The sequence below is a fragment of the Micromonospora marina genome (assembly GCF_900091565.1).
Classification (GTDB): Bacteria; Actinomycetota; Actinomycetes; order Mycobacteriales; family Micromonosporaceae; genus Micromonospora; species Micromonospora marina.
The window spans coordinates 365,390-385,628 of sequence record NZ_FMCV01000001.1 but is presented as its reverse complement, the minus strand read 5'-3'; the positions used below and the strand labels follow the sequence as shown (position 1 = coordinate 385,628).

Genomic DNA, 20,239 nt, shown 5'->3' with positions numbered 1-20,239 from the left:
GGCTGCCTTCCGTCGGGACGGACGGCCGGGCCGGGGCATGATGGAGGGCATGACGACCGTGCCCGGGCAGGCGCCCGTCGTGCCGCACGCGTACCGCCATCCGTACGACCCGGAGCCGGTCCGCTCCACCAAGGCCCGCGCGGTCTTCGCGCTCGGGCTGATCGGCGCGCTCACCGGTCTCTTCCTCGGCGGCGCGGTCCCGGCCACGATCGCGCTGATGCTCGCGCGGCAGGCGCGCCGGGAGGCGTACGCCTCGGGTGGTTACCTGACCGGCGCGGACTGGCTGCGGCGCGGTGAGCAGATGGCGCGGACCGGGCTGCTGCTGACCGCCGTCGCTGTGGTCGCGGCGGTGGTGATCGGTGTGGTCCGGGCCGCTGACGCCTCGTTCGGCCACGACTTCGCGCCGAACTTCGACTGACCCGGTGGGGGAGCGGGCCGCCGCCCGCCCACCCGGGGACGATCGGCGGCGGTAGCCTGGCCGGTGTCCGCCGCGCGGCGGGCGCGTGTGGACAGGAGGACCCCGTGACGGAACCGGCTCCGCCGGGAGGCGACCCGACCCGCCCCGGGCCGTACCCGCCGGCTCCCGCGTCCGCGCCGGTGCACGACCCGGGGCCGGCGTACGGGGCGTACCCGGGGAATCCGCCGGCGCACGGCGGCGGGTGGCCGGCCCCGGTGAGCGCGCCCGGCCACGGCGGCTGGGGTCCGCACGGCGCTCCGGCGTTCCCGCCGCCGCCGGCCGAGGCGCCGCGACTGCCGAAGCGGGTCGACGCGGTGCCGGGTACGCCGTTCGGTGTGGTCCACCTCGACGTGCCGCCTGTCCCCTCGGGCCTGGCCATCGGGTCGCTCGTGGCCGGGATCGCCGCGATCGGGGTGTCGCTGCTGGTGTTGTGCTTCGGCCTGGCCGGCCGCGACTACGGCGGCGCCTGGGCGGCGGGCGCGTTCACGGTGCTGGGCGGGCTGGTCGGCGTCGGTGCGGTGGTGGCCGGGCTGCTCGCCCGGCGGCAGATCCGGCGGCCTGCGCCGCCCCCTTCGGTCCGGTTCACCGGTGCCGGCCTGGCGGTGGCGGGGATCTCCTGCGGGGCGGTGGGGGTGCTGTTCGGCCTGATCGGGCTCGCCCTGGCCCTGGTGGTGCAGATCACGTGAGGCGGCTGCCGCGACGTCTGCGGCCGGTGACCTGGGTTGAGCGGTATGTCCGGGTGTACGGAGGTCGGGCGGTGTCGGGGCCGCCGGGTCACACGGCGGACGAGCCGGTACACTTGTCACTGTAGGTGCCCATCACTGGCGCACCGGCGACCCGGAGGCAGGCGGCGGACCGCGGGGGCGGTCCTTCCCGACCCATCCGTTTTGACCGGCGCGGCTGTGGTAGGTACTCTTTCCCCTTGTGCCCGGGCCAGCCCGGGCAATGCGTGCGTGCGCTGAACCGGTCAGCCGGTGATCGCGCGGTCGCACCACCAAGACCGACAGAACCGGTACGACGCGTAAGCGGCCGGCACCGGGACCGTGACTCGGGCGACACGCCCGACCGCGGGTGCTGGGGGTGCCGTCAGGCGGCCCTGGTTGGAATGTAGGAGAGCCGCCCATCCGGGACGGCTGGAGCAGACGGCGCGGTCGCCTCGCAGCGGCCGAAGGGAGCGGAGAAACCCGGTGCCCACCATTCAGCAGTTGGTCCGAAAGGGCCGTCAGGCCAAGACGACCAAGACCAAGACCCCGGCGCTCAAGGGGTCTCCCCAGCGGCGCGGCGTGTGCACCCGCGTGTACACCACCACCCCGAAGAAGCCGAACTCGGCGCTGCGCAAGGTCGCTCGTGTCAAGCTCAGCAGCCAGATCGAGGTGACCGCCTACATTCCGGGCGTCGGCCACAACCTCCAGGAGCACTCGATCGTGCTCGTGCGTGGCGGTCGGGTGAAGGACCTCCCCGGCGTGCGGTACAAGATCGTGCGCGGCTCGCTGGACACCCAGGGTGTCCGCAACCGCAAGCAGGCTCGCAGCCGCTACGGCGCGAAGAAGGAGAAGAGCTGACATGCCGCGTAAGGGACCCGCTCCGCGGAAGCCGCTGGTCGCTGACCCGGTGTACAACTCGCCCCTGGTCACCCAGCTGGTGAACAAGATCCTGCTGCGCGGCAAGCGTCAGCTCGCCGAGCGCATCGTGTACGCCGCCCTGGAGGGCTGCCGCGAGAAGTCCGGCACCGACCCCGTCGTCACGCTCAAGCGCGCGATGGACAACGTCAAGCCGACCCTCGAGGTGCGCAGCCGCCGTGTCGGTGGCGCCACCTACCAGGTTCCGGTCGAGGTCCGGCCGTCCCGCGCGACCACGCTCGGTCTGCGCTGGCTGGTGACCTACTCCCGGGCGCGGCGTGAGAAGACCATGGTCGAGCGGCTGATGAACGAGCTGCTGGATGCGAGCAACGGCCTCGGCGCCGCCGTCAAGCGGCGTGAGGACACGCACAAGATGGCCGAGTCCAACAAGGCCTTCGCGCACTACCGCTGGTAACACCTGAGGTTCCGGCGCCCACCGGCGCCGGAACCGCCACCAGTTGTGTCGAGACGACGATAAGTAGGGATTGAAGTGGCCGCCGCAGACGCGCTCGCCAACGTACGCAACATCGGCATCATGGCCCACATCGATGCCGGTAAGACCACCACCACCGAGCGAATCCTGTTCTACACCGGCATCACGTACAAGATCGGCGAGGTCCACGAGGGCGCCGCCGTCATGGACTGGATGGAGCAGGAGCAGGAGCGCGGTATCACCATCACTTCCGCCGCCACCAAGTGCGAGTGGAAGGGCCACACGATCCAGATCATCGACACGCCCGGCCACGTCGACTTCACGGTCGAGGTGGAGCGGTCGCTGCGTGTTCTGGACGGTGCGGTCGCGGTCTACGACGGCGTGGCCGGCGTGGAGCCCCAGACGGAGAACGTCTGGCGGCAGGCGGACAAGTACAACGTCCCCCGGATGTGCTTCGTCAACAAGCTCGACCGGACCGGTGCCGACTTCTTCCGCTGCGTGCAGATGATGATCGACCGGCTCAACGCAACCCCGCTGGTCCTCCAGATCCCGATCGGCGCCGAGTCCGACTTCATCGGCGTGGTCGACCTGGTCGAGATGCGCGCGCTGACCTGGCGCGGCGAGACCCAGAAGGGTGAGGACTACGCGGTCGAGGAGATCCCGGCCGACCTCGCCGACTCCGCCGCCCAGTGGCGCGAGAAGCTGATGGAGACCCTCGCCGACGTCGACGACTCGGTGATGGAGAAGTACCTCGAGGGCGAGGAGATCTCGGTCGACGAGATCAAGGCCGCCATCCGCCGGGCCACCATCGCCGGCAAGGCCAACCCGGTCCTCACCGGTACCGCCTTCAAGAACAAGGGCATCCAGCCGATGCTGGACGCGGTCGTCGCGTACCTGCCCTCGCCGCTGGACATCCCGGCGATCGAGGGTACGGCCACCGACGGCGAGACCCCGCTGCAGCGGAAGCCCTCGGTCTCCGAGCCGTTCTCCGGCCTGGCCTTCAAGATCCAGACCGACAAGCACCTCGGCAAGCTGACGTACGTCCGGATCTACTCCGGCACGCTCGAGTCCGGTTCTCAGGTGATCAACTCCACCAAGGACCGCAAGGAGCGGATCGGCAAGATCTACCAGATGCACGCCAACAAGCGGGAGGAGCGCAGCTCCGCCCAGGCCGGCGACATCATCGCGGTGCAGGGTCTGAAGCAGACCACCACCGGTGACACCCTGTGCGACCCGGCGAACCCGGTCATCCTGGAGTCGATGACCTTCCCGGAGCCGGTCATCGAGGTGGCCATCGAGCCGAAGACCAAGGCCGACCAGGAGAAGCTCAGCACCGCCATCCAGCGGCTGGCCGAGGAGGACCCGACCTTCCGCGTCAAGCTGGACGACCAGACCGGTCAGACGGTCATCTCCGGCATGGGCGAGCTGCACCTGGACATCCTGGTCGACCGGATGCGCCGCGAGTTCAACGTCGAGGCGAACATCGGTAAGCCGCAGGTGGCGTACCGCGAGACGATCCGCCGCAAGGTGGAGAAGATCGAGTACACCCACAAGAAGCAGACCGGTGGTTCCGGCCAGTACGCCCGCGTGATCATCAGCGTGGAGCCGCTGCCGCTGGGCAACGACGCCCCGACGTACGAGTTCGCCAACGCGGTGACCGGTGGCCGCATCCCCCGGGAGTTCATCCCCTCGGTGGACGCGGGCGCGCAGGACGCCATGCAGTACGGCATCCTCGCCGGCTTCCCCCTGGTGGGCGTCAAGCTCACCCTGGTGGACGGCCAGTACCACGAGGTCGACTCGTCGGAGATGGCGTTCAAGATCGCCGGCTCGATGGCGATGAAGGAGGCGGCCCGCAAGGCCGACCCCGCTCTCCTCGAGCCGATGATGGCTGTTGAGGTCACCACTCCGGAGGAGAACATGGGTGACGTCATCGGCGACCTCAACTCCCGGCGTGGCATCATCCAGGCGATGGAGGAGCGCAGCGGCGCTCGCGTCGTCCGGGCCCTGGTGCCGCTGTCGGAGATGTTCGGCTACGTCGGCGACCTGCGGTCGAAGACCCAGGGCCGGGCTAGCTACAGCATGCAGTTCGACTCCTACGCCGAGGTTCCGAACTCGGTGGCCAAGGAGATCATCGCCAAGTCGACGGGTGAGTGACGCTCATCCTCGGCTGATCCGATGACGCGAGGGCGGTCGCGGGAGGGTTCTCCCGCCCGCGGCCACCTCGATCGGATTGCGTGAGACCGGGCCTGTAGGCTTCATCGCCGCAGAACCCACAAAAGCTCTCCGGCCTTCCGGCCGGAAAGGCTGTCGACAGAGTCCTAAGCGCCGAACGGCGTGCCGGGGCGAACGAACCAAGAAAGTCCACAGGAGGACACCAGTGGCGAAGGCGAAGTTCGAGCGGACTAAGCCGCACGTCAACATCGGCACCATTGGTCACATCGACCACGGTAAGACGACGCTGACGGCGGCCATCACGAAGGTCCTGCACGACCAGTACCCGGACCTGAACCCGTACACGCCGTTCGACGAGATCGACAAGGCGCCGGAGGAGAAGGCCCGCGGCATCACGATCTCGATCGCGCACGTCGAGTACCAGACCGAGGCGCGTCACTACGCGCACGTCGACTGCCCCGGTCACGCCGACTACATCAAGAACATGATCACCGGTGCCGCGCAGATGGACGGCGCGATCCTGGTGGTGGCGGCGACCGACGGCCCGATGCCGCAGACCCGCGAGCACGTGCTGCTGGCCCGTCAGGTCGGTGTGCCGTACATCGTCGTGGCGCTCAACAAGAGCGACATGGTCGACGACGAGGAGCTCCTGGAGCTCGTCGAGCTCGAGGTCCGTGAGCTGCTCTCCTCGCAGGAGTACCCGGGTGACGACCTGCCGGTCGTCCGGGTCTCGGCGCTGAAGGCCCTGGAGGGCGACCCGGAGTGGACCGGGAAGCTCCTGGACCTGATGAACGCCGTGGACACCGCGATCCCGCAGCCGGAGCGCGAGACCGAGAAGCCGTTCCTCATGCCCATCGAGGACGTCTTCACCATCACCGGTCGCGGCACCGTGGTCACCGGTCGCGCCGAGCGCGGCATCCTCAAGCCGAACGAGGAGGTGGAGATCGTCGGCATCCGTGAGAAGTCGATGAAGACCACCTGCACCGGCATCGAGATGTTCCGCAAGCTGCTCGACGAGGCCCGCGCGGGTGAGAACGTCGGTCTGCTGCTGCGCGGCATCAAGCGCGAGGACGTCGAGCGCGGCATGGTCGTCATCAAGCCGGGCACCACGACCCCGCACACGGAGTTCGAGGCGACGGTCTACATCCTCTCCAAGGAGGAGGGCGGCCGGCACACCCCGTTCTTCCAGAACTACCGCCCGCAGTTCTACTTCCGGACCACGGACGTCACCGGCGTCGTCACGCTGCCCGAGGGCACCGAGATGGTCATGCCGGGCGACAACACCTCGATGACGGTGAAGCTGATCCAGCCCATCGCCATGGAGGAGAACCTGAAGTTCGCGATTCGCGAGGGTGGTCGTACGGTCGGCGCGGGTCGCGTCACCAAGATCCTCAAGTGAGCTGGGTAACCCCGATTAGCGTTGCCGCCGGTCGTGCGGCATACTAGTCAGGTTGCGTAACGACAGTCGGTCACCCGCGTCCGGTTGACGCTGGACCTCCGGGAGTCAGACTGTCTCGCGTAGGGTGGTTGGCCGCCATCAGCGGTCAACCACCCTCGCGCGGCGTCCAGGTCGCGGTCCCCCGCGATCGGCGTCATGACCCACCGCGTGGTCAGAGAATCGCTCCGGAGTCCCGGGGCGGAGCCTGGCCCACGGGCGCGACACGCCCGACCGCGGGGGTCGGCGGAAGTGGGCCTGTGCCAGCCGGTACAGGCGCCCGCAACACAGCGGCATCGAGAGAAGGAACAGAAGCCACCATGGCGGGACAGAAGATCCGCATCCGGCTCAAGGCCTATGACCACGAGGTCGTCGACTCCTCGGCTCGGAAGATCGTCGAGACGGTGACGCGTACCGGGGCGCAGGTCGCTGGCCCGGTGCCGCTGCCCACGGAGATCAACCGTTTCTGCGTCATCCGCTCGCCGCACAAGTACAAGGACTCGCGCGAGCACTTCGAGATGCGTACGCACAAGCGTCTGATCGACATCATCGACCCGACCCCGAAGACGGTCGACTCGCTCATGCGCCTCGACCTGCCGGCTGGCGTCGACATCGAGATCAAGCTGTAGGGACCGGACAAATGGACAGGCAAGTCAAGGGGATCCTGGGCGCCAAGCTCGGCATGACCCAGGTCTGGGACAACAACAAGGTTGTGCCCGTGACCGTGGTTCAGGCCGGCCCGTGCGTCGTGAGCCAGGTTCGTAGCGCCGACAAGGACGGCTACTCCGCGGTCCAGCTGGCGTACGGGGTCATCGACCCGCGCAAGGTCAAGAAGCCGATCGCCGGGCACTACGCCAAGGCGGACGTCGCGCCGCGCCGGCACATCGTCGAGCTGCGCACCTCCGACGCCGCGGACTACGCGCCGGGCCAAGAGGTCACGGTCGAGGAGTTCCCGGCCGGCGTCGTGATCGACGTGACCGGCAAGACCAAGGGCAAGGGCTACGCCGGCCCGATGAAGCGGCACGGCTTCCACGGTCTGCGTGCCAGCCACGGTGTCGAGCGCAAGCACCGCTCGCCCGGCTCGATCGGCGCCTGCGCGACCCCGGGTCGCGTCTTCAAGGGCACCCGGATGGCGGGCCGGATGGGTGGCGTGCGCTACACCGTCCAGAACCTGACCGTCCAGGCGGTCGACACCGAGAACAACCTCCTGCTCGTCCGCGGCGCCATCCCTGGCCCGAAGGGCGCGCTGGTCCTGGTCCGCACTGCGGCCAAGGCGAAGGTGAAGAAGGGCGGTGCGGCCAAGTGACCACCGTTGACGTCATCAACGTCGAAGGCGCCAAGAGCGGCTCCGTGGAGCTGCCGGCCGACATCTTCGACGCGCAGGCCAACATCGCCCTGATGCACCAGGTCGTGGTGGCCCAGCTCGCGGCGGCCCGTCAGGGTACGCACAAGACGAAGACCCGCGGCGAGGTCTCCGGTGGAGGCAAGAAGCCGTACAAGCAGAAGGGCACCGGTCGTGCCCGCCAGGGTTCGACCCGCGCGCCGCAGTTCGCCGGCGGTGGCGTGGTCCACGGCCCGGTGCCGCGCGACTACAGCCAGCGCACCCCCAAGAAGATGAAGGCCGCCGCCCTGCGTGGCGCCCTCTCCGACCGGGCCCGCGCCGGCCAGGTGCACGTCGTCGAGGCGTTCGTCTCCGGCGAGAAGCCGTCCACCAAGGCGGCCCTGGCCACGCTGACCAAGCTGACCCAGGCCCGCCGGGTCCTGGTCGTGCTGAGCAGCGCCGACGAGCTGAACTGGGTGTCGCTGCGGAACCTGCGCAACGCGCGGGACAGCCGGGTGCACCTGATCGAGGCCGGCCAGCTCAACACCTACGACGTGCTGGTGGCCGACGACGTGGTCTTCACCAAGGAGGCCCTGGACGAGTTCCTGGGTGTGCCGGCCGAGACCACCGAGGAGGATGGCAAGTGAGCACGATCGCCGATCCGCGTGACGTCATCGTCGCGCCGGTCGTCTCGGAGAAGAGCTACAGCGAGCTGAACCGCAACTGGTACACCTTCCTGGTGCACCCGGACGCCAACAAGACCGAGATCAAGATCGCTATCCAGCAGATCTTCAACGTCCGCGTCCTGACGGTCAACACGCTCAACCGCGAGGGCAAGCGCAAGCGGACCCGTACCGGGTTCGGCAAGCGCAAGGACACCAAGCGCGCGATGGTGAAGCTGGCTGACGGTGACCGTATCGAGGCCTTCGGCGGCCCGGTCAGCTGAGGGGTGTAGACAATGGCTATCCGTAAGTACAAGCCGACGACGCCGGGCCGGCGTGGCTCGAGCGTTGCCGACTTCGCCGAGATCACCCGGTCGACGCCCGAGAAGTCGCTGCTGGCTCCGCTGCCAAAGAAGGGCGGACGCAACGCCCACGGCCGGATCACCACGCGGCACCACGGTGGCGGCCACAAGCGCCAGTACCGTCTGATCGACTTCAAGCGGGTCGACAAGGACGGCGTGCCGGCGAAGGTCGCCCACATCGAGTACGACCCGAACCGCACCGCGCGCATCGCGCTGCTGCACTACGCCGACGGCGAGAAGCGCTACATCATCGCGCCGAAGGACCTGAAGCAGGGCGACCGCGTCGAGTCCGGTCCGGGCGCCGACATCAAGCCGGGCAACAACCTGCCGCTGCGCAACATCCCGGTCGGTACCACCATCCACAACGTGGAGCTGCGTCCGGGCGGCGGCGCCAAGCTGGCCCGTTCGGCCGGCGTCGGCATCCAGCTGCTCGGCCGTGAGGGCGCGTACGCGACCCTGCGTATGCCGTCCGGTGAGATCCGGCGTGTGGACGTGCGCTGCCGCGCCAGCATCGGCGAGATCGGCAACGCCGACCAGTCGAACATCAACTGGGGTAAGGCCGGCCGTATGCGGTGGAAGGGCAAGCGCCCGACCGTCCGTGGTGTCGCGATGAACCCGGTCGACCACCCGCACGGTGGTGGTGAGGGTAAGACCTCCGGTGGTCGCCACCCGGTCAACCCGCAGGGTAAGCCCGAGGGCCGCACCCGTCGTAAGGGCCAGCCGAGCGACCGGCTGATCGTCCGCCGCCGCTACGCCACGCGTAAGCGCGGCTGAGGGAGATAAGACATGCCTCGCAGCCTGAAGAAGGGCCCGTTCGTCGACGACCACCTGCTCAAGAAGGTGGAGACGCAGAACGACAAGGGCTCGAAGAACGTCATCAAGACCTGGTCGCGCCGCTCGACGATCATCCCGGAGATGCTGGGTCACACGATCGCCGTGCACGACGGACGTAAGCACGTCCCGGTCTTCGTGACCGAGGCCATGGTCGGGCACAAGCTCGGCGAGTTCGCGCTGACCCGCACGTTCAAGGGTCACGAGAAGGACGACCGGAAGAGCCGCCGGCGCTGACGCCGCGGGCATACGGATAGAGGAACAAGGGGTTACAGCGATGCCAGGAAAGGGCGACGCTCCGGTGCTTCCGGGCGCGCGGGCGGTTGCGCGGCACGTGCGCATCTCGCCGATGAAGGCGCGCCGGGTGGTCAACCTCGTCCGCGGCCTGCCCGCGAAGGAGGCGCTCACGGTGCTGCAGTTCGCGCCGCAGGCTGCGAGCGAGCAGGTGTACAAGGTGCTCGCGAGCGCGATCGCCAACGCGGAGAACAACGAGCGGCTGGACCCCGACGCGCTGCTCGTCAGTGAGGCGTTCGTCGACGAGGGCCCGACCATGAAGCGGTTCCGCCCGCGGGCGCAGGGCCGGGCGTACCGGATCCGCAAGCGCACGTGCCACATCACCGTGGCGGTCGAGGCGGTTGCGCCGGCGGCGCCGAAGAAGTCGGCGAAGAAGGCCGCCCCGGCCAAGCCGGCCGCCGAGGAGCAGAGCACGACGGAGGGTGCCGAGTAATGGGTCAGAAGGTTCACCCGACCGGGTTCCGGCTCGGCATCTCGACCGACTGGAAGTCCCGCTGGTTCGCGGACAAGCTCTACAAGGACTACATCGGCGAGGACGTCAAGATCCGCCGGATGATGTCCAAGGGCCTCGAGCGCGCCGGCATCTCCAAGGTCGACATCGAGCGCACCCGCGACCGGGTCCGCGTCGACATCCACACCGCCCGGCCGGGCATCGTCATCGGCCGTAAGGGTGCGGAGGCCGACCGGATCCGCGGCGAGCTGGAGAAGCTCACCGGCAAGCAGGTCCAGCTGAACATCATCGAGGTCAAGAACCCCGAGTCGGATGCGCAGCTGGTCGCCCAGGGCGTCGCCGAGCAGCTGTCCAGCCGGGTCAGCTTCCGCCGGGCCATGCGCAAGGCGATGCAGTCCGCGATGAAGAACCCCGCCTGCAAGGGCATCCGGGTTCAGGTCTCGGGCCGTCTGGGCGGCGCCGAGATGAGCCGGACCGAGTTCTACCGCGAGGGCCGGGTTCCGCTGCACACGCTGCGGGCCAACATCGAGTACGGCTTCTTCGAGGCCCGTACCACGTTCGGCCGGATCGGCGTGAAGGTCTGGATCTACAAGGGCGACGCCGTTCCGGGCCGTGAGGCCCCGGCCGAGGCCGCCCCGTCGCGCGGCCCGCGCCGTGACCGTGGCGACCGGCCGGACCGGCCGCGCCGTGGCCGCTCGGGCTCGTCCGGTACGACCGCCGGTGGCACCGAGGCCGGCCGGGCAGCCGCGACCACCATCGCGCAGCAGGCGGAGACGCCGGCCGGTGACCCGGTCGACAGCAGCGCTGTCGCCGCCGCCGCGACTCAGCCGGCAGAAAAGCAGCAGGAGGGCTGACAGATGCTGATGCCGCGCAAGCCCCCGAAGGGCTTCCGCAAGCCGCACCACCCGGACCGCAGTGGCGCGTCCAAGGGTGGTAACCGGGTGGTGTTCGGCGAGTTCGGGATCCAGGCTCTCGAGCCGGCGTACGTGACCAACCGCCAGATCGAGTCGGCGCGTATCGCGATGACCCGTCACATCAAGCGTGGCGGCAAGGTCTGGATCACGATCTTCCCGGACCAGGCCCTCACCAAGAAGCCGGCCGAGACCCGGATGGGTTCCGGTAAGGGTTCGCCCGAGTGGTGGGTCGCCAACGTGAAGCCGGGGCGGGTTCTCTTCGAGATGTCCTTCCCCAACGAGCAGATCGCGCGAGAGGCGATGCGTCGCGCGATCCACAAGCTCCCGATGAAGTGCCGCATTGTGACGCGCGAAGTGGGTGAATCCTGATGGCAGCGGGCGTCAAGCCCTCCGAGCTGCGTGAGCTCTCCGAGGAGGAGCTGGTCACGAAGTTGCGCGAGGCGAAGGCGGAGCTGTTCAACCTCCGCGTGCAGGCCGCAACCGGGCAGCTGGACAACAACCGGCGGCTGCAGGTCATCCGTCGGGAGATCGCCCGGATCTACACGATCATGCGTGAGCGTGAGCTGGGTCTCTCGGCCGCGCCGACTGAGGTGACTTCGTGAGCGAGCGAAGCGAGCGTATGGGAGCTCGAGCATGAGTGAGAACACGACCGCGAGCGTGCAGCGCTCGCGCCGCAAGGTTCGCGAGGGCCTCGTGGTCAGCGACAAGATGGACAAGACCGTCGTGGTCGAGGTCGAGGACCGCGTCAAGCACGCGCTGTACGGCAAGATCATGCGCCGTACGAGCAAGCTGAAGGTCCACGACGAGCAGAACTCGGCCGGCATCGGCGACCGGGTCCTGATCATGGAGACCCGGCCGCTGTCCGCCACCAAGCGCTGGCGGCTCGTGGAGATCCTCGAGAAGGCCAAGTAGCGAAGGCTCGAGCTCGGCCGGTCTCGGTCGGGCGCAGGTTCCGCCAGGCTCCGGCCGCCCCGAGCGGCCGGAGAACCGGCAGACATAGGAGATAGACGTGATTCAGCAGGAGTCGCGACTGCGCGTCGCCGACAACACGGGTGCCCGGGAGATCCTGTGCATCCGGGTGCTCGGCGGCTCCGGTCGGCGCTACGCGAGCATCGGCGACGTCATCGTGGCCACCGTCAAGGACGCGATCCCCGGTGCCGGTGTGAAGAAGGGCGACGTCGTCAAGGCCGTCGTCGTTCGGACCGCCAAGGAGAAGCGGCGGCCGGACGGGTCGTACATCCGCTTCGACGAGAACGCCGCCGTCATCATCAAGGACGGTGGGGACCCGCGCGGTACCCGTATCTTCGGCCCGGTGGGCCGGGAGCTGCGGGACAAGCGGTTCATGAAGATCATCTCTCTCGCGCCGGAGGTGTTGTGACCGTGAAGGTCAAGAAGGGCGACACGGTCGTCGTCATCGCCGGCAAGGACAAGGGTGCCAAGGGCAAGGTCATCGCGGCCTACCCGCGGCAGGACAAGGTCCTGGTCGAGGGCGTGAACCGGGTCAAGAAGCACACCCGTATCAGCACCACCCAGCGTGGCGCCAAGACCGGTGGCATCGTCACCCAGGAGGCCCCGATCCACGTCTCGAACGTGATGGTCCTGGACTCCGACGGCAAGCCGACCCGCGTCGGCTACCGGATCGACGACAACGGCCAGAAGGTCCGCATCGCGCGTAGCACCGGTAAGGACCTCTGATGACCACGGCTACCGAAACCAAGACCCTGCCGCGCCTCAAGGAGCGGTACCGCAACGAGGTGGTGGCCGAGCTGCAGAAGCAGTTCGAGTTCGCCAACCCGATGCAGGTGCCGCGGCTGGTCAAGATCGTCGTCAACATGGGTGTCGGCGAGGCCGCTCGCGACGCCAAGCTGATCGACGGGGCCGTCCGCGACCTGGCCACCATCACCGGCCAGAAGCCGCAGGTCCGGCGGGCCACCAAGTCCATCGCGCAGTTCAAGCTCCGCGAGGGCATGCCGATCGGCGCGAAGGTCACCCTGCGCGGCGACCGGATGTGGGAGTTCCTGGACCGGCTGCTCTCGATCGCGCTGCCGCGTATCCGCGACTTCCGCGGCCTGGACGGGCGCAAGCTCGACGGGCACGGCAACTACACGTTCGGTCTGACCGAGCAGTCGGTGTTCCACGAGATCGACCAGGACAAGATCGATCGCCAGCGGGGCATGGACATCACGGTGGTCACGACCGCCACGACCGACGACGAGGGCCGGGCGCTGCTCAAGCTCCTGGGCTTCCCGTTCAAGGAGAACTGAGATGGCCAAGAAGGCGCTGATCCTCAAGGCGGCCGCGAAGCCGAAGTTCTCGGTTCGCGCGTACACCCGCTGCCAGCGGTGCGGGCGTCCGAAGGCGGTCTACCGCAAGTTCGGTCTCTGCCGGGTGTGCATCCGGGAGATGGCCCACCGCGGTGAGCTGCCCGGCGTGTCCAAGGCTTCCTGGTAATAGCCCGGCGCGCTCCGGCGCGTCAGCTGAACTGTCTCTTCGCCGTAGGCCCCGGGCCTGGCCCGGGGAACCCCGGCGAGAAAGGTTGACGAGTTTTCATGACGATGACCGACCCGATCGCAGACATGCTCACGCGTCTGCGTAACGCCAACCAGGCGTACCACGACCGGGTGACGATGCCGTACTCGAAGATCAAGGCGAACATCGCCGAGGTCCTCAAGTCCGAGGGCTACATCGCCACCTGGTCGGTCGAGGAGCCCGAGGAGGGCGCCGTCGGCAAGCGACTGGTCGTCGAGCTGAAGTACGGCCAGAACCGCGAGCGGAGCCTGGCTGGCATCAAGCGCGTGTCCAAGCCCGGTCTCCGGGTGTACGCCAAGTCGGACGGGCTCCCGCGGGTGCTCGGCGGGCTGGGCGTGGCGATCATTTCGACGTCCCAGGGGCTGCTCACCGACCGGCAGGCCCGCAAGCGGAGCGTTGGCGGGGAAGTCCTCGCCTTCGTCTGGTAACGGGAGACAGGTAGAAATGTCGCGTATTGGACGTAAGTCGATCCCGGTGCCTGCCGGCGTCGACATCACGATCGACGGCCGGACCGTCAAGGTCAAGGGCCCCAAGGGCGAACTGAGCCACGTGCTGGCCGAGCCGATCACGGCGGAGCGGGGCGAGGACGGCGAGCTGCACGTCAACCGGCCCAACGACGAGCGCAAGGCCAAGGAGCTGCACGGCCTGAGCCGTACGCTGGTGGCCAACATGATCGTCGGTGTGACCGAGGGCTACCGCAAGAGTCTGGAGATCGCCGGCACCGGTTACCGCGTGACCGCCAAGGGTAAGGACCTGGAGTTCGCGCTCGGGTTCTCGCACCCGGTCCTCGTGCCGGCGCCGGACGGCATCACCTTCACGGTCGAGAAGCCGACGCTGTTCCACGTGGCCGGCATCGACAAGCAGCAGGTCGGTGAGGTGGCCGCCAACATCCGGAAGATCCGTCCGCCGGAGCCCTACAAGGGCAAGGGCGTGAAGTACCAGGGCGAGGTCATCCGCCGTAAGGCTGGAAAGGCCGGCAAGAAGTGACCGCGGCCGTCAACACCCGGGCGAGGTCGTCCGCCGGCCGCGAGGCCGTGAGAAAGGCAGGTAAGAAGTGAGCGCCACGCTGCTCAAGCGCCGCCGCGGCGTCGCCGCCAAGCGTGCCGTCGGGCGTGCGCGTCGGCACTTCCGGGTCCGCAAGAACGTCAGCGGCACCGCCGAGCGTCCCCGCCTCGTCGTCACCCGCTCCCTGCGCCACGTGGTGGCCCAGGTCGTGGACGACACCAAGGGTCACACCCTGGCGTCGGCCTCGACCATGGACGCCTCGCTGCGCGGCGCCGAGGGTGACAAGAGCGCCCTGGCCGGCAAGGTCGGCGCCCTGCTCGCCGAGCGTGCCAAGGCCGCCGGCGTCTCGAAGGTCGTCTTCGACCGCGGTGGCAACCGGTACGCGGGGCGTGTCGCCGCGCTTGCCGACGCCGCCCGCGAAGCCGGGCTCGAGTTCTAGAAACCCCGTCACGAGAGAGAAGGAAGGCTGCTGATGCCAGGTCAACAGCGCCGTGGCGGCGGGTCCGGTGGCAACGAGGGTGGTCGCCGCGACAACCGCCGTGAGGGCGGCCGCGGAAACGCGCCCGTCGAGAAGACCCCGCACCTCGAGCGGGTCGTCGCGATCAACCGCGTCGCCAAGGTCGTGAAGGGTGGTCGTCGCTTCAGCTTCACCGCCCTGGTGATCGTGGGCGACGGCGACGGCACCGTCGGCGTGGGCTACGGAAAGGCCAAGGAGGTGCCCGCGGCTATCGCCAAGGGTGTCGAGGAGGCCAAGAAGCACTTCTTCAAGGTGCCGCGCATCGGCGCCTCGATCCCGCACCCGGTCACGGGTGAGGACGCGGCCGGTGTGGTGCTGCTCAAGCCGGCCTCCGCCGGTACGGGTGTCATCGCCGGTGGCCCGGTGCGTGCCGTGCTGGAGTGCGCGGGCATCCACGACGTGCTCTCCAAGAGCCTCGGCTCGTCCAACCCGATCAACATCGTGCACGCCACGGTGGCGGCCTTGAAGGGGCTCGAGTCCCCGGAGCAGGTCGCGGCCCGTCGTGGTCTGCCGGTCGAGGACGTCGCGCCGGCCGCCATGCTGGCGTCGCGGGCGGGGGTGGCGTCCTGATGGCACGCCTGAAGGTCACCCAGGTCCGGTCCGAGATCGGGACCAAGCGCAACCAGCGTGAGTCGCTGCGTTCGCTCGGTCTCAAGCGGATCAACGACGTGGTGGTCAAGGAGGACCGGCCGGAGATCCGCGGCATGATCTTCACGGTCAACCACCTCGTGAAGGTCGAGGAGGTCGAGTAATGACGATCAAGGTGCACCACCTGCGTCCGGCTCCCGGCGCCAAGACCGACAAGACCCGTGTGGGTCGCGGTGAGGGCTCCAAGGGCAAGACGGCCGGTCGCGGTACCAAGGGTTCCAAGGCCCGCAAGAACATCTCGCCGGCGTTCGAGGGTGGGCAGATGCCCATCCACATGCGCCTGCCGAAGATGAAGGGCTTCAAGAACAAGTTCAAGGTCGTGTTCCAGGTGGTCAACCTGGACCGGCTGGCCGAGCTGTTCCCCAACGGCGGCCAGGTCGGCCCGGTCGAGCTGGTCGAGGCCGGTGCGGTCCGGAAGGGTCACCCGGTCAAGGTGCTCGGGACCGGCGACCTCGGCGGCGTGTCCCTCCAGGTGTCGGCGCACGCGTTCAGCGCGTCGGCCAAGGAGAAGATCACCGCCGCCGGTGGCTCGGTCACCGAGCTGTAAGACGATGTGCATGGCGCCCGCTCAGTTGTTCGCGACTGGGCGGGCGCCATGGTCTACCGGCCACGTGTGCGCCGGGTAACATCGGATTCGGTTTATGTAGCCGGGGACATCTGCCCGGACCGGGATCGGGCTGTTAGAGTCCGTTCCCAGCCATGGATTCCGGACACTCCGTCCGGCACCACACCCCGCCCCGCCAGGGATTCGTCACCGGCGGCCCGCGTCGCGCAGGAGGAAGAAGTTGCTGTCCGCCTTTCTCAGTGCGTTCCGTACGCCTGACCTGCGCAAGAAGCTGCTGTTCACAGTAGGCATCATCGCGGTCTACCGGCTGGGCGCCACGCTGCCCAGCCCGGGCGTCTCGTACGGCAACGTGCAGAAGTGCCTCGACTCGATCCAGGGTGGCAGCACGGGTGTGCTCAACCTGCTGGATCTCTTCTCCGGTGGCGCGCTGCTCCAGCTCTCGGTCTTCGCGCTGGGCATCATGCCCTACATCACCGCGTCGATCATCCTTCAGCTGCTGACGGTGGTGATCCCGCGCCTGGAGCAGCTCCGCAAGGAGGGCCAGGCCGGGCAGGCAAAGATCACGCAGTACACCCGCTATCTGACGCTGGGCCTGGGCGTCCTCCAGGCCTCGGCGTTCGTGGCGCTGGCCCGCTCCGGGCAGCTGTTCAACAACCAGTGCGACCAGTTCCCGATCGTGCCCCGCGGCACCGGCATCCCCGACTGGCTGACCCTGACCATCCTGGTCATGACCATGACCGCCGGCACCGGCGTGGTGATGTGGCTCGGTGAGCTGATCACCGACCGGGGCGTCGGCAACGGCATGTCCGTGCTGATCTTCACCTCGATCGCGGCCCGGCTCCCCAGCGAGGGCTGGAAGATCAAGACCACCAAGGGCTGGGGGATGTTCCTCCTCGTCATCGCCCTGGTGCTGGTGGTCATCACCGCTGTCACGTTCATCGAGCAGGCACAGCGCCGCATCCCGGTGCAGTACGCCAAGCGCATGATCGGCCGGCGGATGTACGGCGGCACGTCGACCTACATCCCGCTGAAGGTGAACCAGGCGGGTGTCATCCCGGTCATCTTCGCCTCGTCGCTGCTCTACCTGCCGCAGCTCGCGCTCCAGTTCTTCGATCAGAACGACCCGGGCAAGGTCCAGGCGTGGATCCAGAACCACATCGTGAAGGCGAGCGCGCCGGAGCACATCGCGATCTACTTCCTGCTGATCATCTTCTTCACGTACTTCTACGTGTCGATCACGTTCAACCCGACCGAGGTCGCGGACAACATGAAGAAGTACGGCGGCTTCGTGCCGGGCATCCGCCCCGGCAAGCCGACCGCCGAGTACCTCGACTTCATCCTCAGCCGGATCACCCTGCCGGGCGCGCTCTACCTCGGCATCGTCGCGATCCTGCCGAACTTCTTCTTCATCTGGCTGGACAACCAGCAGTTCCAGAACTTCCCGTTCGGCGGCACCGCTGTGCTGATCATGGTCGGCGTCGGTCTGGAGACCGTCAAGCAAATCGAGAGCCAACTCATGCAGCGGAACTACGAAGGGTTCCTGCGGTAGATGAGACTCGTTCTGGTTGGCCCGCCGGGCGCGGGCAAGGGCACACAGGCGGAGTTCATCGCCGCGCACCTCTCGGTGCCGAAGATCTCGACCGGTGACATCTTCCGCGCGAACGTCTCCCAGGGCACGCCGCTGGGCGTCGAGGCCAAGCGGTACATGGACGCCGGCAAGCTGGTCCCGGACGAGGTCACCATCAACATGGTGCGGGACCGGCTCGCCGAGCCGGACGCGAGCGAGGGCTTCCTGCTCGACGGCTTCCCGCGGACCACTCCGCAGGCCGCCGCGCTGGACAAGCTCCTCGCCGACCTGGGCACCGCGCTGGATCTGGTGCTGGAGCTGGTCGTCGACGACGACGAGGTGATCCGGCGGCTGTCCGGCCGGCGCACCTGCCGCGGCTGCGGCAAGATCTGGCACGTCGAGTTCGACGCGCCGAGCCGGGAGGGCGTCTGCGACCGCTGCGGCGCCGAGCTGTTCCAGCGCGACGACGACAAGCCGGAGACCATCGCCGCCCGGCTGCGGGAGTACGCCGAGAAGACCGCGCCGCTCGTGGACTACTACGGCGCCCAGGGCAAGCTGGTCGGCATCGACGCGACCGGCCCGGTGGAGGACGTCACCGTCCGCGCCATCGACGCGTTGCGCTCGTACGGCGGCTGAGGTCCCGCCGCCACCCGGCGGATAGAGTGCGAACAGCGGGGTACGCGCGACGTGCCCCGCTGCTCCGCGTACGCGACGAAAGGGAACCACCACATGCGCCGTCCCCAGCTGGACATCCAGCTGAAGACCCCCGAGCAGATCGAGCTGATGCGGGCCGCCGGTCTGGTCGTCGCCCGTGCCCTGCGCCGGATGCGGGAGGCGGTGGCTCCGGGCGTGTCGACGGCCGACCTGGACGCGATCGCCGAGTCGACCATCCGCGAGGCGGGCGCCGTGCCGTCGTTCAAGGGCTACCACGGCTTCCCGGCGTCGATCTGCTCCTCGGTCAACCGGCAGGTGGTGCACGCCATCCCGTCGCCCGAGCAGGTGCTGCGCGAGGGCGACCTGATCTCCATCGACTGCGGCGCGGTGCTGGACGGCTGGCACGGTGACGCGGCGGTCACGGTGCCGGTCGGCGACGTCGACCCGGCCCTGCTGAGGATGACAGCGGTGGCCGAGGACGCCATGTGGGCCGGGATCGCCGCCGCGGCGCGCGGGGCGGCCTCCGGCAAGGGCCGGCTCACCGACATCTCCCACGCGGTCGAGACCGCGGTCCGGCGGGGCGGCCGGTACGGCATCGTCGACGGCTACGGCGGCCACGGCATCGGCACCGAGATGCACCAGGACCCGCACGTGCTCAACCACGGTCGCCCTGGCAAGGGCCCGCGCCTGGTGCCGGGTCTGGCGCTCGCCATCGAGCCGATGATCACGATGGGGTCGCCGCGTACGGTCGAGCTGCCCGACGGCTGGACCGTGGTGACCCGGGACGGGTCGATGGCGGTGCACGTCGAGCACTCGATGGCGCTGCTGGACGACGGCGTGTGGGTGCTGACCGCCGAGGACGGCGGACGGGCCCGTCTGGGCGACCTGGTGACCGCGCGGCAGACGCCTGTCGACTCCCCGGCTGCCTGATCGCTCGCGGCGGGGGCCTGTGGGCCCTGGGAGACGTGACGTGCGTCATATTCGAGCCGTCCGGGTGACTGTCGCGCCGGTCGGTTTGGCGAGCAAGCGCGGGTCGGCGTACACTTTCGGATCGGCGCACAGCGTCCACTCCGCCATGCCCACCCTGCGCTTCGGTGGGAGTCGGAGCCGCGGCTGGCGCGGGTTTCCTGATCTTGATCAGTTCTCCCGTGTAAGACGTTGTGGGCCGTCCGGAGTAACCGACGTCAGGACAGCGGAGGACATGCCGAAAAAAGACGGAGCAATCGAGATCGAGGGTCGGGTCATCGAGCCCCTGCCGAACGCCATGTTCCGGGTGGAGCTCGCGAACGGCCACAAGGTGCTCGCTCACATCAGCGGCAAGATGCGGCAGCACTACATCCGCATCCTGCCGGAGGACCGGGTCGTCGTCGAACTCTCGCCGTACGACCTGACCCGCGGGCGCATCGTCTACCGCTACAAGTAAGCCTGACGGCGGCCGGGAGACCCGTGTCCGTCTTCGACGTCCGGATCGCGCTCCGTCGCGGCTCCGGGCCAGATGGGAAGTAAGGCAACCGTGAAGGTCAAGCCGAGCGTCAAGAGGATCTGCAACAAGTGCCGGGTGATCCGCCGGCACGGCCGGGTCATGGTCATCTGCACCGACCCGCGCCACAAGCAGCGCCAGGGCTGACGCCCCAACACATCACCAGCTCGTCCCAGCCGCGGTCGGGTGCGCAGCGCGTACCCCCTCGTGGTTGACCCCCGGTCGGAGGCCGGGGCCCGCTCGGGCAGCGACCGATCCCGGTCGCCGGCGTTCTCGACGCCGGAAGGACAGGGACGGCCGGTAGCGGGGTGGGACGGGTCCAC

Annotated in this window: 32 protein-coding genes; all 32 read left to right on the top strand. The window is 68.6% G+C overall.

Annotated elements, in window-relative coordinates:
* The first annotated feature begins 49 nt into the window (after nucleotides 1–49).
* Entirely contained in the window at nucleotides 50–418 is a 369-nt protein-coding gene (locus GA0070215_RS01830) for a hypothetical protein (protein ID WP_167361469.1), read from the top strand.
* Nucleotides 419–750: 332 nt separating this feature from the next.
* A complete protein-coding gene (locus tag GA0070215_RS28610) occupies nucleotides 751–1,143 on the top strand; it encodes a hypothetical protein (protein ID WP_208600270.1) in 393 nt (130 codons plus the stop codon).
* A 501-nt stretch (nucleotides 1,144–1,644) separates the two neighbouring features.
* The gene (gene rpsL, locus GA0070215_RS01820; RefSeq protein WP_007465318.1) at nucleotides 1,645–2,019 is read left to right on the top strand and encodes a 30S ribosomal protein S12; all 375 of its coding nucleotides are present in this window, start codon (nucleotides 1,645–1,647) and stop codon (nucleotides 2,017–2,019) included.
* Between the two features lies 1 nt (nucleotide 2,020).
* Nucleotides 2,021–2,491: a 30S ribosomal protein S7 gene (rpsG, locus tag GA0070215_RS01815; protein WP_013288637.1), complete on the top strand. Its 471-nt coding sequence runs from the start codon at nucleotides 2,021–2,023 to the stop codon at nucleotides 2,489–2,491.
* Between the two features lie 75 nt (nucleotides 2,492–2,566).
* A complete protein-coding gene (fusA, locus tag GA0070215_RS01810; RefSeq protein WP_091041133.1) occupies nucleotides 2,567–4,663 on the top strand; it encodes an elongation factor G in 2,097 nt (698 codons plus the stop codon).
* A 223-nt stretch (nucleotides 4,664–4,886) separates the two neighbouring features.
* Nucleotides 4,887–6,080 (top strand): elongation factor Tu, encoded by a 1,194-nt coding sequence (gene tuf / locus GA0070215_RS01805; RefSeq protein WP_018784551.1) that lies wholly within the window; start codon nucleotides 4,887–4,889, stop codon nucleotides 6,078–6,080.
* 356 nt (nucleotides 6,081–6,436) lie between these two features.
* Nucleotides 6,437–6,745: a 30S ribosomal protein S10 gene (gene rpsJ / locus GA0070215_RS01800; protein WP_007073037.1), complete on the top strand. Its 309-nt coding sequence runs from the start codon at nucleotides 6,437–6,439 to the stop codon at nucleotides 6,743–6,745.
* A gap of 11 nt (nucleotides 6,746–6,756) precedes the next feature.
* On the top strand, nucleotides 6,757–7,422 hold the full coding sequence (gene rplC, locus GA0070215_RS01795; protein ID WP_013288634.1) for a 50S ribosomal protein L3: 666 nt from the start codon (nucleotides 6,757–6,759) through the stop codon (nucleotides 7,420–7,422).
* Nucleotides 7,419–8,084, top strand: coding sequence for a 50S ribosomal protein L4 (gene rplD / locus GA0070215_RS01790; RefSeq protein ID WP_091041132.1), 666 nt, complete (start codon nucleotides 7,419–7,421; stop codon nucleotides 8,082–8,084). The genes rplC and rplD overlap by 4 nt, the downstream gene beginning before the upstream one ends.
* Nucleotides 8,081–8,383: a 50S ribosomal protein L23 gene (gene rplW / locus GA0070215_RS01785; protein WP_013288632.1), complete on the top strand. Its 303-nt coding sequence runs from the start codon at nucleotides 8,081–8,083 to the stop codon at nucleotides 8,381–8,383. Before rplD ends, rplW begins: the two co-directional genes overlap by 4 nt.
* Before the next feature lie 12 nt (nucleotides 8,384–8,395).
* Nucleotides 8,396–9,235 (top strand): 50S ribosomal protein L2, encoded by an 840-nt coding sequence (gene rplB / locus GA0070215_RS01780; RefSeq protein ID WP_013288631.1) that lies wholly within the window; start codon nucleotides 8,396–8,398, stop codon nucleotides 9,233–9,235.
* Nucleotides 9,236–9,247: 12 nt separating this feature from the next.
* Nucleotides 9,248–9,529, top strand: a complete 282-nt coding sequence (gene rpsS / locus GA0070215_RS01775; protein WP_007073032.1) for a 30S ribosomal protein S19 — start codon at nucleotides 9,248–9,250, stop codon at nucleotides 9,527–9,529.
* 40 nt (nucleotides 9,530–9,569) lie between these two features.
* Nucleotides 9,570–10,019 carry a 50S ribosomal protein L22 gene (rplV, locus tag GA0070215_RS01770; RefSeq protein WP_018784552.1) on the top strand — a complete coding sequence of 150 codons (450 nt, stop codon included), beginning with the start codon at nucleotides 9,570–9,572 and terminating at the stop codon, nucleotides 10,017–10,019.
* Nucleotides 10,019–10,891, top strand: coding sequence for a 30S ribosomal protein S3 (rpsC, locus tag GA0070215_RS01765; RefSeq protein ID WP_018784553.1), 873 nt, complete (start codon nucleotides 10,019–10,021; stop codon nucleotides 10,889–10,891). The genes rplV and rpsC overlap by 1 nt, the downstream gene beginning before the upstream one ends.
* Nucleotides 10,892–10,894: 3 nt before the next feature.
* The gene (rplP, locus tag GA0070215_RS01760) at nucleotides 10,895–11,320 is read left to right on the top strand and encodes a 50S ribosomal protein L16 (RefSeq protein WP_007465292.1); all 426 of its coding nucleotides are present in this window, start codon (nucleotides 10,895–10,897) and stop codon (nucleotides 11,318–11,320) included.
* Nucleotides 11,320–11,553 (top strand): 50S ribosomal protein L29, encoded by a 234-nt coding sequence (rpmC, locus tag GA0070215_RS01755; RefSeq protein ID WP_018784554.1) that lies wholly within the window; start codon nucleotides 11,320–11,322, stop codon nucleotides 11,551–11,553. The genes rplP and rpmC overlap by 1 nt, the downstream gene beginning before the upstream one ends.
* Nucleotides 11,554–11,584: 31 nt before the next feature.
* Nucleotides 11,585–11,863: a 30S ribosomal protein S17 gene (rpsQ, locus tag GA0070215_RS01750; protein ID WP_018784555.1), complete on the top strand. Its 279-nt coding sequence runs from the start codon at nucleotides 11,585–11,587 to the stop codon at nucleotides 11,861–11,863.
* A 97-nt stretch (nucleotides 11,864–11,960) separates the two neighbouring features.
* Complete coding sequence (gene rplN, locus GA0070215_RS01745) at nucleotides 11,961–12,329, top strand: 50S ribosomal protein L14 (RefSeq protein WP_007073026.1); 369 nt, start codon at nucleotides 11,961–11,963, stop codon at nucleotides 12,327–12,329.
* Nucleotides 12,326–12,646 carry a 50S ribosomal protein L24 gene (gene rplX / locus GA0070215_RS01740; protein WP_013288626.1) on the top strand — a complete coding sequence of 107 codons (321 nt, stop codon included), beginning with the start codon at nucleotides 12,326–12,328 and terminating at the stop codon, nucleotides 12,644–12,646. The genes rplN and rplX overlap by 4 nt, the downstream gene beginning before the upstream one ends.
* A complete protein-coding gene (rplE, locus tag GA0070215_RS01735; RefSeq protein ID WP_018784556.1) occupies nucleotides 12,646–13,215 on the top strand; it encodes a 50S ribosomal protein L5 in 570 nt (189 codons plus the stop codon). Before rplX ends, rplE begins: the two co-directional genes overlap by 1 nt.
* 1 nt (nucleotide 13,216) lies before the next feature.
* Complete coding sequence (locus GA0070215_RS01730; protein WP_007073023.1) at nucleotides 13,217–13,402, top strand: type Z 30S ribosomal protein S14; 186 nt, start codon at nucleotides 13,217–13,219, stop codon at nucleotides 13,400–13,402.
* A 98-nt stretch (nucleotides 13,403–13,500) separates the two neighbouring features.
* Complete coding sequence (gene rpsH / locus GA0070215_RS01725; protein WP_018784557.1) at nucleotides 13,501–13,908, top strand: 30S ribosomal protein S8; 408 nt, start codon at nucleotides 13,501–13,503, stop codon at nucleotides 13,906–13,908.
* Nucleotides 13,909–13,924: 16 nt separating this feature from the next.
* Nucleotides 13,925–14,467: a 50S ribosomal protein L6 gene (gene rplF / locus GA0070215_RS01720; RefSeq protein ID WP_018784558.1), complete on the top strand. Its 543-nt coding sequence runs from the start codon at nucleotides 13,925–13,927 to the stop codon at nucleotides 14,465–14,467.
* A gap of 67 nt (nucleotides 14,468–14,534) precedes the next feature.
* Nucleotides 14,535–14,924 carry a 50S ribosomal protein L18 gene (rplR, locus tag GA0070215_RS01715; RefSeq protein WP_013288622.1) on the top strand — a complete coding sequence of 130 codons (390 nt, stop codon included), beginning with the start codon at nucleotides 14,535–14,537 and terminating at the stop codon, nucleotides 14,922–14,924.
* Nucleotides 14,925–14,957: 33 nt separating this feature from the next.
* A complete protein-coding gene (gene rpsE / locus GA0070215_RS01710) occupies nucleotides 14,958–15,572 on the top strand; it encodes a 30S ribosomal protein S5 (RefSeq protein ID WP_018784559.1) in 615 nt (204 codons plus the stop codon).
* A complete protein-coding gene (gene rpmD / locus GA0070215_RS01705; RefSeq protein WP_018784560.1) occupies nucleotides 15,572–15,754 on the top strand; it encodes a 50S ribosomal protein L30 in 183 nt (60 codons plus the stop codon). Before rpsE ends, rpmD begins: the two co-directional genes overlap by 1 nt.
* The gene (rplO, locus tag GA0070215_RS01700; RefSeq protein WP_018784561.1) at nucleotides 15,754–16,197 is read left to right on the top strand and encodes a 50S ribosomal protein L15; all 444 of its coding nucleotides are present in this window, start codon (nucleotides 15,754–15,756) and stop codon (nucleotides 16,195–16,197) included. Before rpmD ends, rplO begins: the two co-directional genes overlap by 1 nt.
* A 238-nt stretch (nucleotides 16,198–16,435) precedes the next feature.
* Nucleotides 16,436–17,764, top strand: a complete 1,329-nt coding sequence (gene secY, locus GA0070215_RS01695) for a preprotein translocase subunit SecY (protein WP_018784562.1) — start codon at nucleotides 16,436–16,438, stop codon at nucleotides 17,762–17,764.
* Nucleotides 17,765–18,418: an adenylate kinase gene (locus GA0070215_RS01690; protein WP_018784563.1), complete on the top strand. Its 654-nt coding sequence runs from the start codon at nucleotides 17,765–17,767 to the stop codon at nucleotides 18,416–18,418.
* Between the two features lie 93 nt (nucleotides 18,419–18,511).
* Nucleotides 18,512–19,366: a type I methionyl aminopeptidase gene (gene map / locus GA0070215_RS01685; RefSeq protein ID WP_091041130.1), complete on the top strand. Its 855-nt coding sequence runs from the start codon at nucleotides 18,512–18,514 to the stop codon at nucleotides 19,364–19,366.
* Between the two features lie 271 nt (nucleotides 19,367–19,637).
* On the top strand, nucleotides 19,638–19,859 hold the full coding sequence (infA, locus tag GA0070215_RS01680) for a translation initiation factor IF-1 (protein ID WP_007073013.1): 222 nt from the start codon (nucleotides 19,638–19,640) through the stop codon (nucleotides 19,857–19,859).
* 90 nt (nucleotides 19,860–19,949) lie between these two features.
* The gene (rpmJ, locus tag GA0070215_RS01675; protein WP_012184307.1) at nucleotides 19,950–20,063 is read left to right on the top strand and encodes a 50S ribosomal protein L36; all 114 of its coding nucleotides are present in this window, start codon (nucleotides 19,950–19,952) and stop codon (nucleotides 20,061–20,063) included.
* The last annotated feature ends 176 nt before the right edge of the window (nucleotides 20,064–20,239 follow it).

Bases quoted from the DNA above. Each gene is read 5' to 3' on its own strand.
- rplV (WP_018784552.1), top strand. From the start codon at position 9,570: ATGCCAGGAAAGGGCGACGCTCCGGTGCTTCCGGGCGCGCGGGCGGTT.
- rpsC (WP_018784553.1), top strand. From the start codon at position 10,019: ATGGGTCAGAAGGTTCACCCGACCGGGTTCCGGCTCGGCATCTCGACC.
- rplF (WP_018784558.1), top strand. From the start codon at position 13,925: ATGTCGCGTATTGGACGTAAGTCGATCCCGGTGCCTGCCGGCGTCGAC.
- rpsH (WP_018784557.1), top strand. From the start codon at position 13,501: ATGACGATGACCGACCCGATCGCAGACATGCTCACGCGTCTGCGTAAC.
- GA0070215_RS01730 (WP_007073023.1), top strand. From the start codon at position 13,217: ATGGCCAAGAAGGCGCTGATCCTCAAGGCGGCCGCGAAGCCGAAGTTC.
- rplO (WP_018784561.1), top strand. From the start codon at position 15,754: ATGACGATCAAGGTGCACCACCTGCGTCCGGCTCCCGGCGCCAAGACC.
- rplB (WP_013288631.1), top strand. From the start codon at position 8,396: ATGGCTATCCGTAAGTACAAGCCGACGACGCCGGGCCGGCGTGGCTCG.
- rpmD (WP_018784560.1), top strand. From the start codon at position 15,572: ATGGCACGCCTGAAGGTCACCCAGGTCCGGTCCGAGATCGGGACCAAG.
- GA0070215_RS01830 (WP_167361469.1), top strand. From the start codon at position 50: ATGACGACCGTGCCCGGGCAGGCGCCCGTCGTGCCGCACGCGTACCGC.
- rpsS (WP_007073032.1), top strand. From the start codon at position 9,248: ATGCCTCGCAGCCTGAAGAAGGGCCCGTTCGTCGACGACCACCTGCTC.
- rpsE (WP_018784559.1), top strand. From the start codon at position 14,958: ATGCCAGGTCAACAGCGCCGTGGCGGCGGGTCCGGTGGCAACGAGGGT.
- rplP (WP_007465292.1), top strand. From the start codon at position 10,895: ATGCTGATGCCGCGCAAGCCCCCGAAGGGCTTCCGCAAGCCGCACCAC.
- rpsQ (WP_018784555.1), top strand. From the start codon at position 11,585: ATGAGTGAGAACACGACCGCGAGCGTGCAGCGCTCGCGCCGCAAGGTT.
- GA0070215_RS01690 (WP_018784563.1), top strand. From the start codon at position 17,765: ATGAGACTCGTTCTGGTTGGCCCGCCGGGCGCGGGCAAGGGCACACAG.
- rplE (WP_018784556.1), top strand. From the start codon at position 12,646: ATGACCACGGCTACCGAAACCAAGACCCTGCCGCGCCTCAAGGAGCGG.
- rpmC (WP_018784554.1), top strand. From the start codon at position 11,320: ATGGCAGCGGGCGTCAAGCCCTCCGAGCTGCGTGAGCTCTCCGAGGAG.
- rpsG (WP_013288637.1), top strand. From the start codon at position 2,021: ATGCCGCGTAAGGGACCCGCTCCGCGGAAGCCGCTGGTCGCTGACCCG.
- map (WP_091041130.1), top strand. From the start codon at position 18,512: ATGCGCCGTCCCCAGCTGGACATCCAGCTGAAGACCCCCGAGCAGATC.
- infA (WP_007073013.1), top strand. From the start codon at position 19,638: ATGCCGAAAAAAGACGGAGCAATCGAGATCGAGGGTCGGGTCATCGAG.
- rplC (WP_013288634.1), top strand. From the start codon at position 6,757: ATGGACAGGCAAGTCAAGGGGATCCTGGGCGCCAAGCTCGGCATGACC.
- rpsJ (WP_007073037.1), top strand. From the start codon at position 6,437: ATGGCGGGACAGAAGATCCGCATCCGGCTCAAGGCCTATGACCACGAG.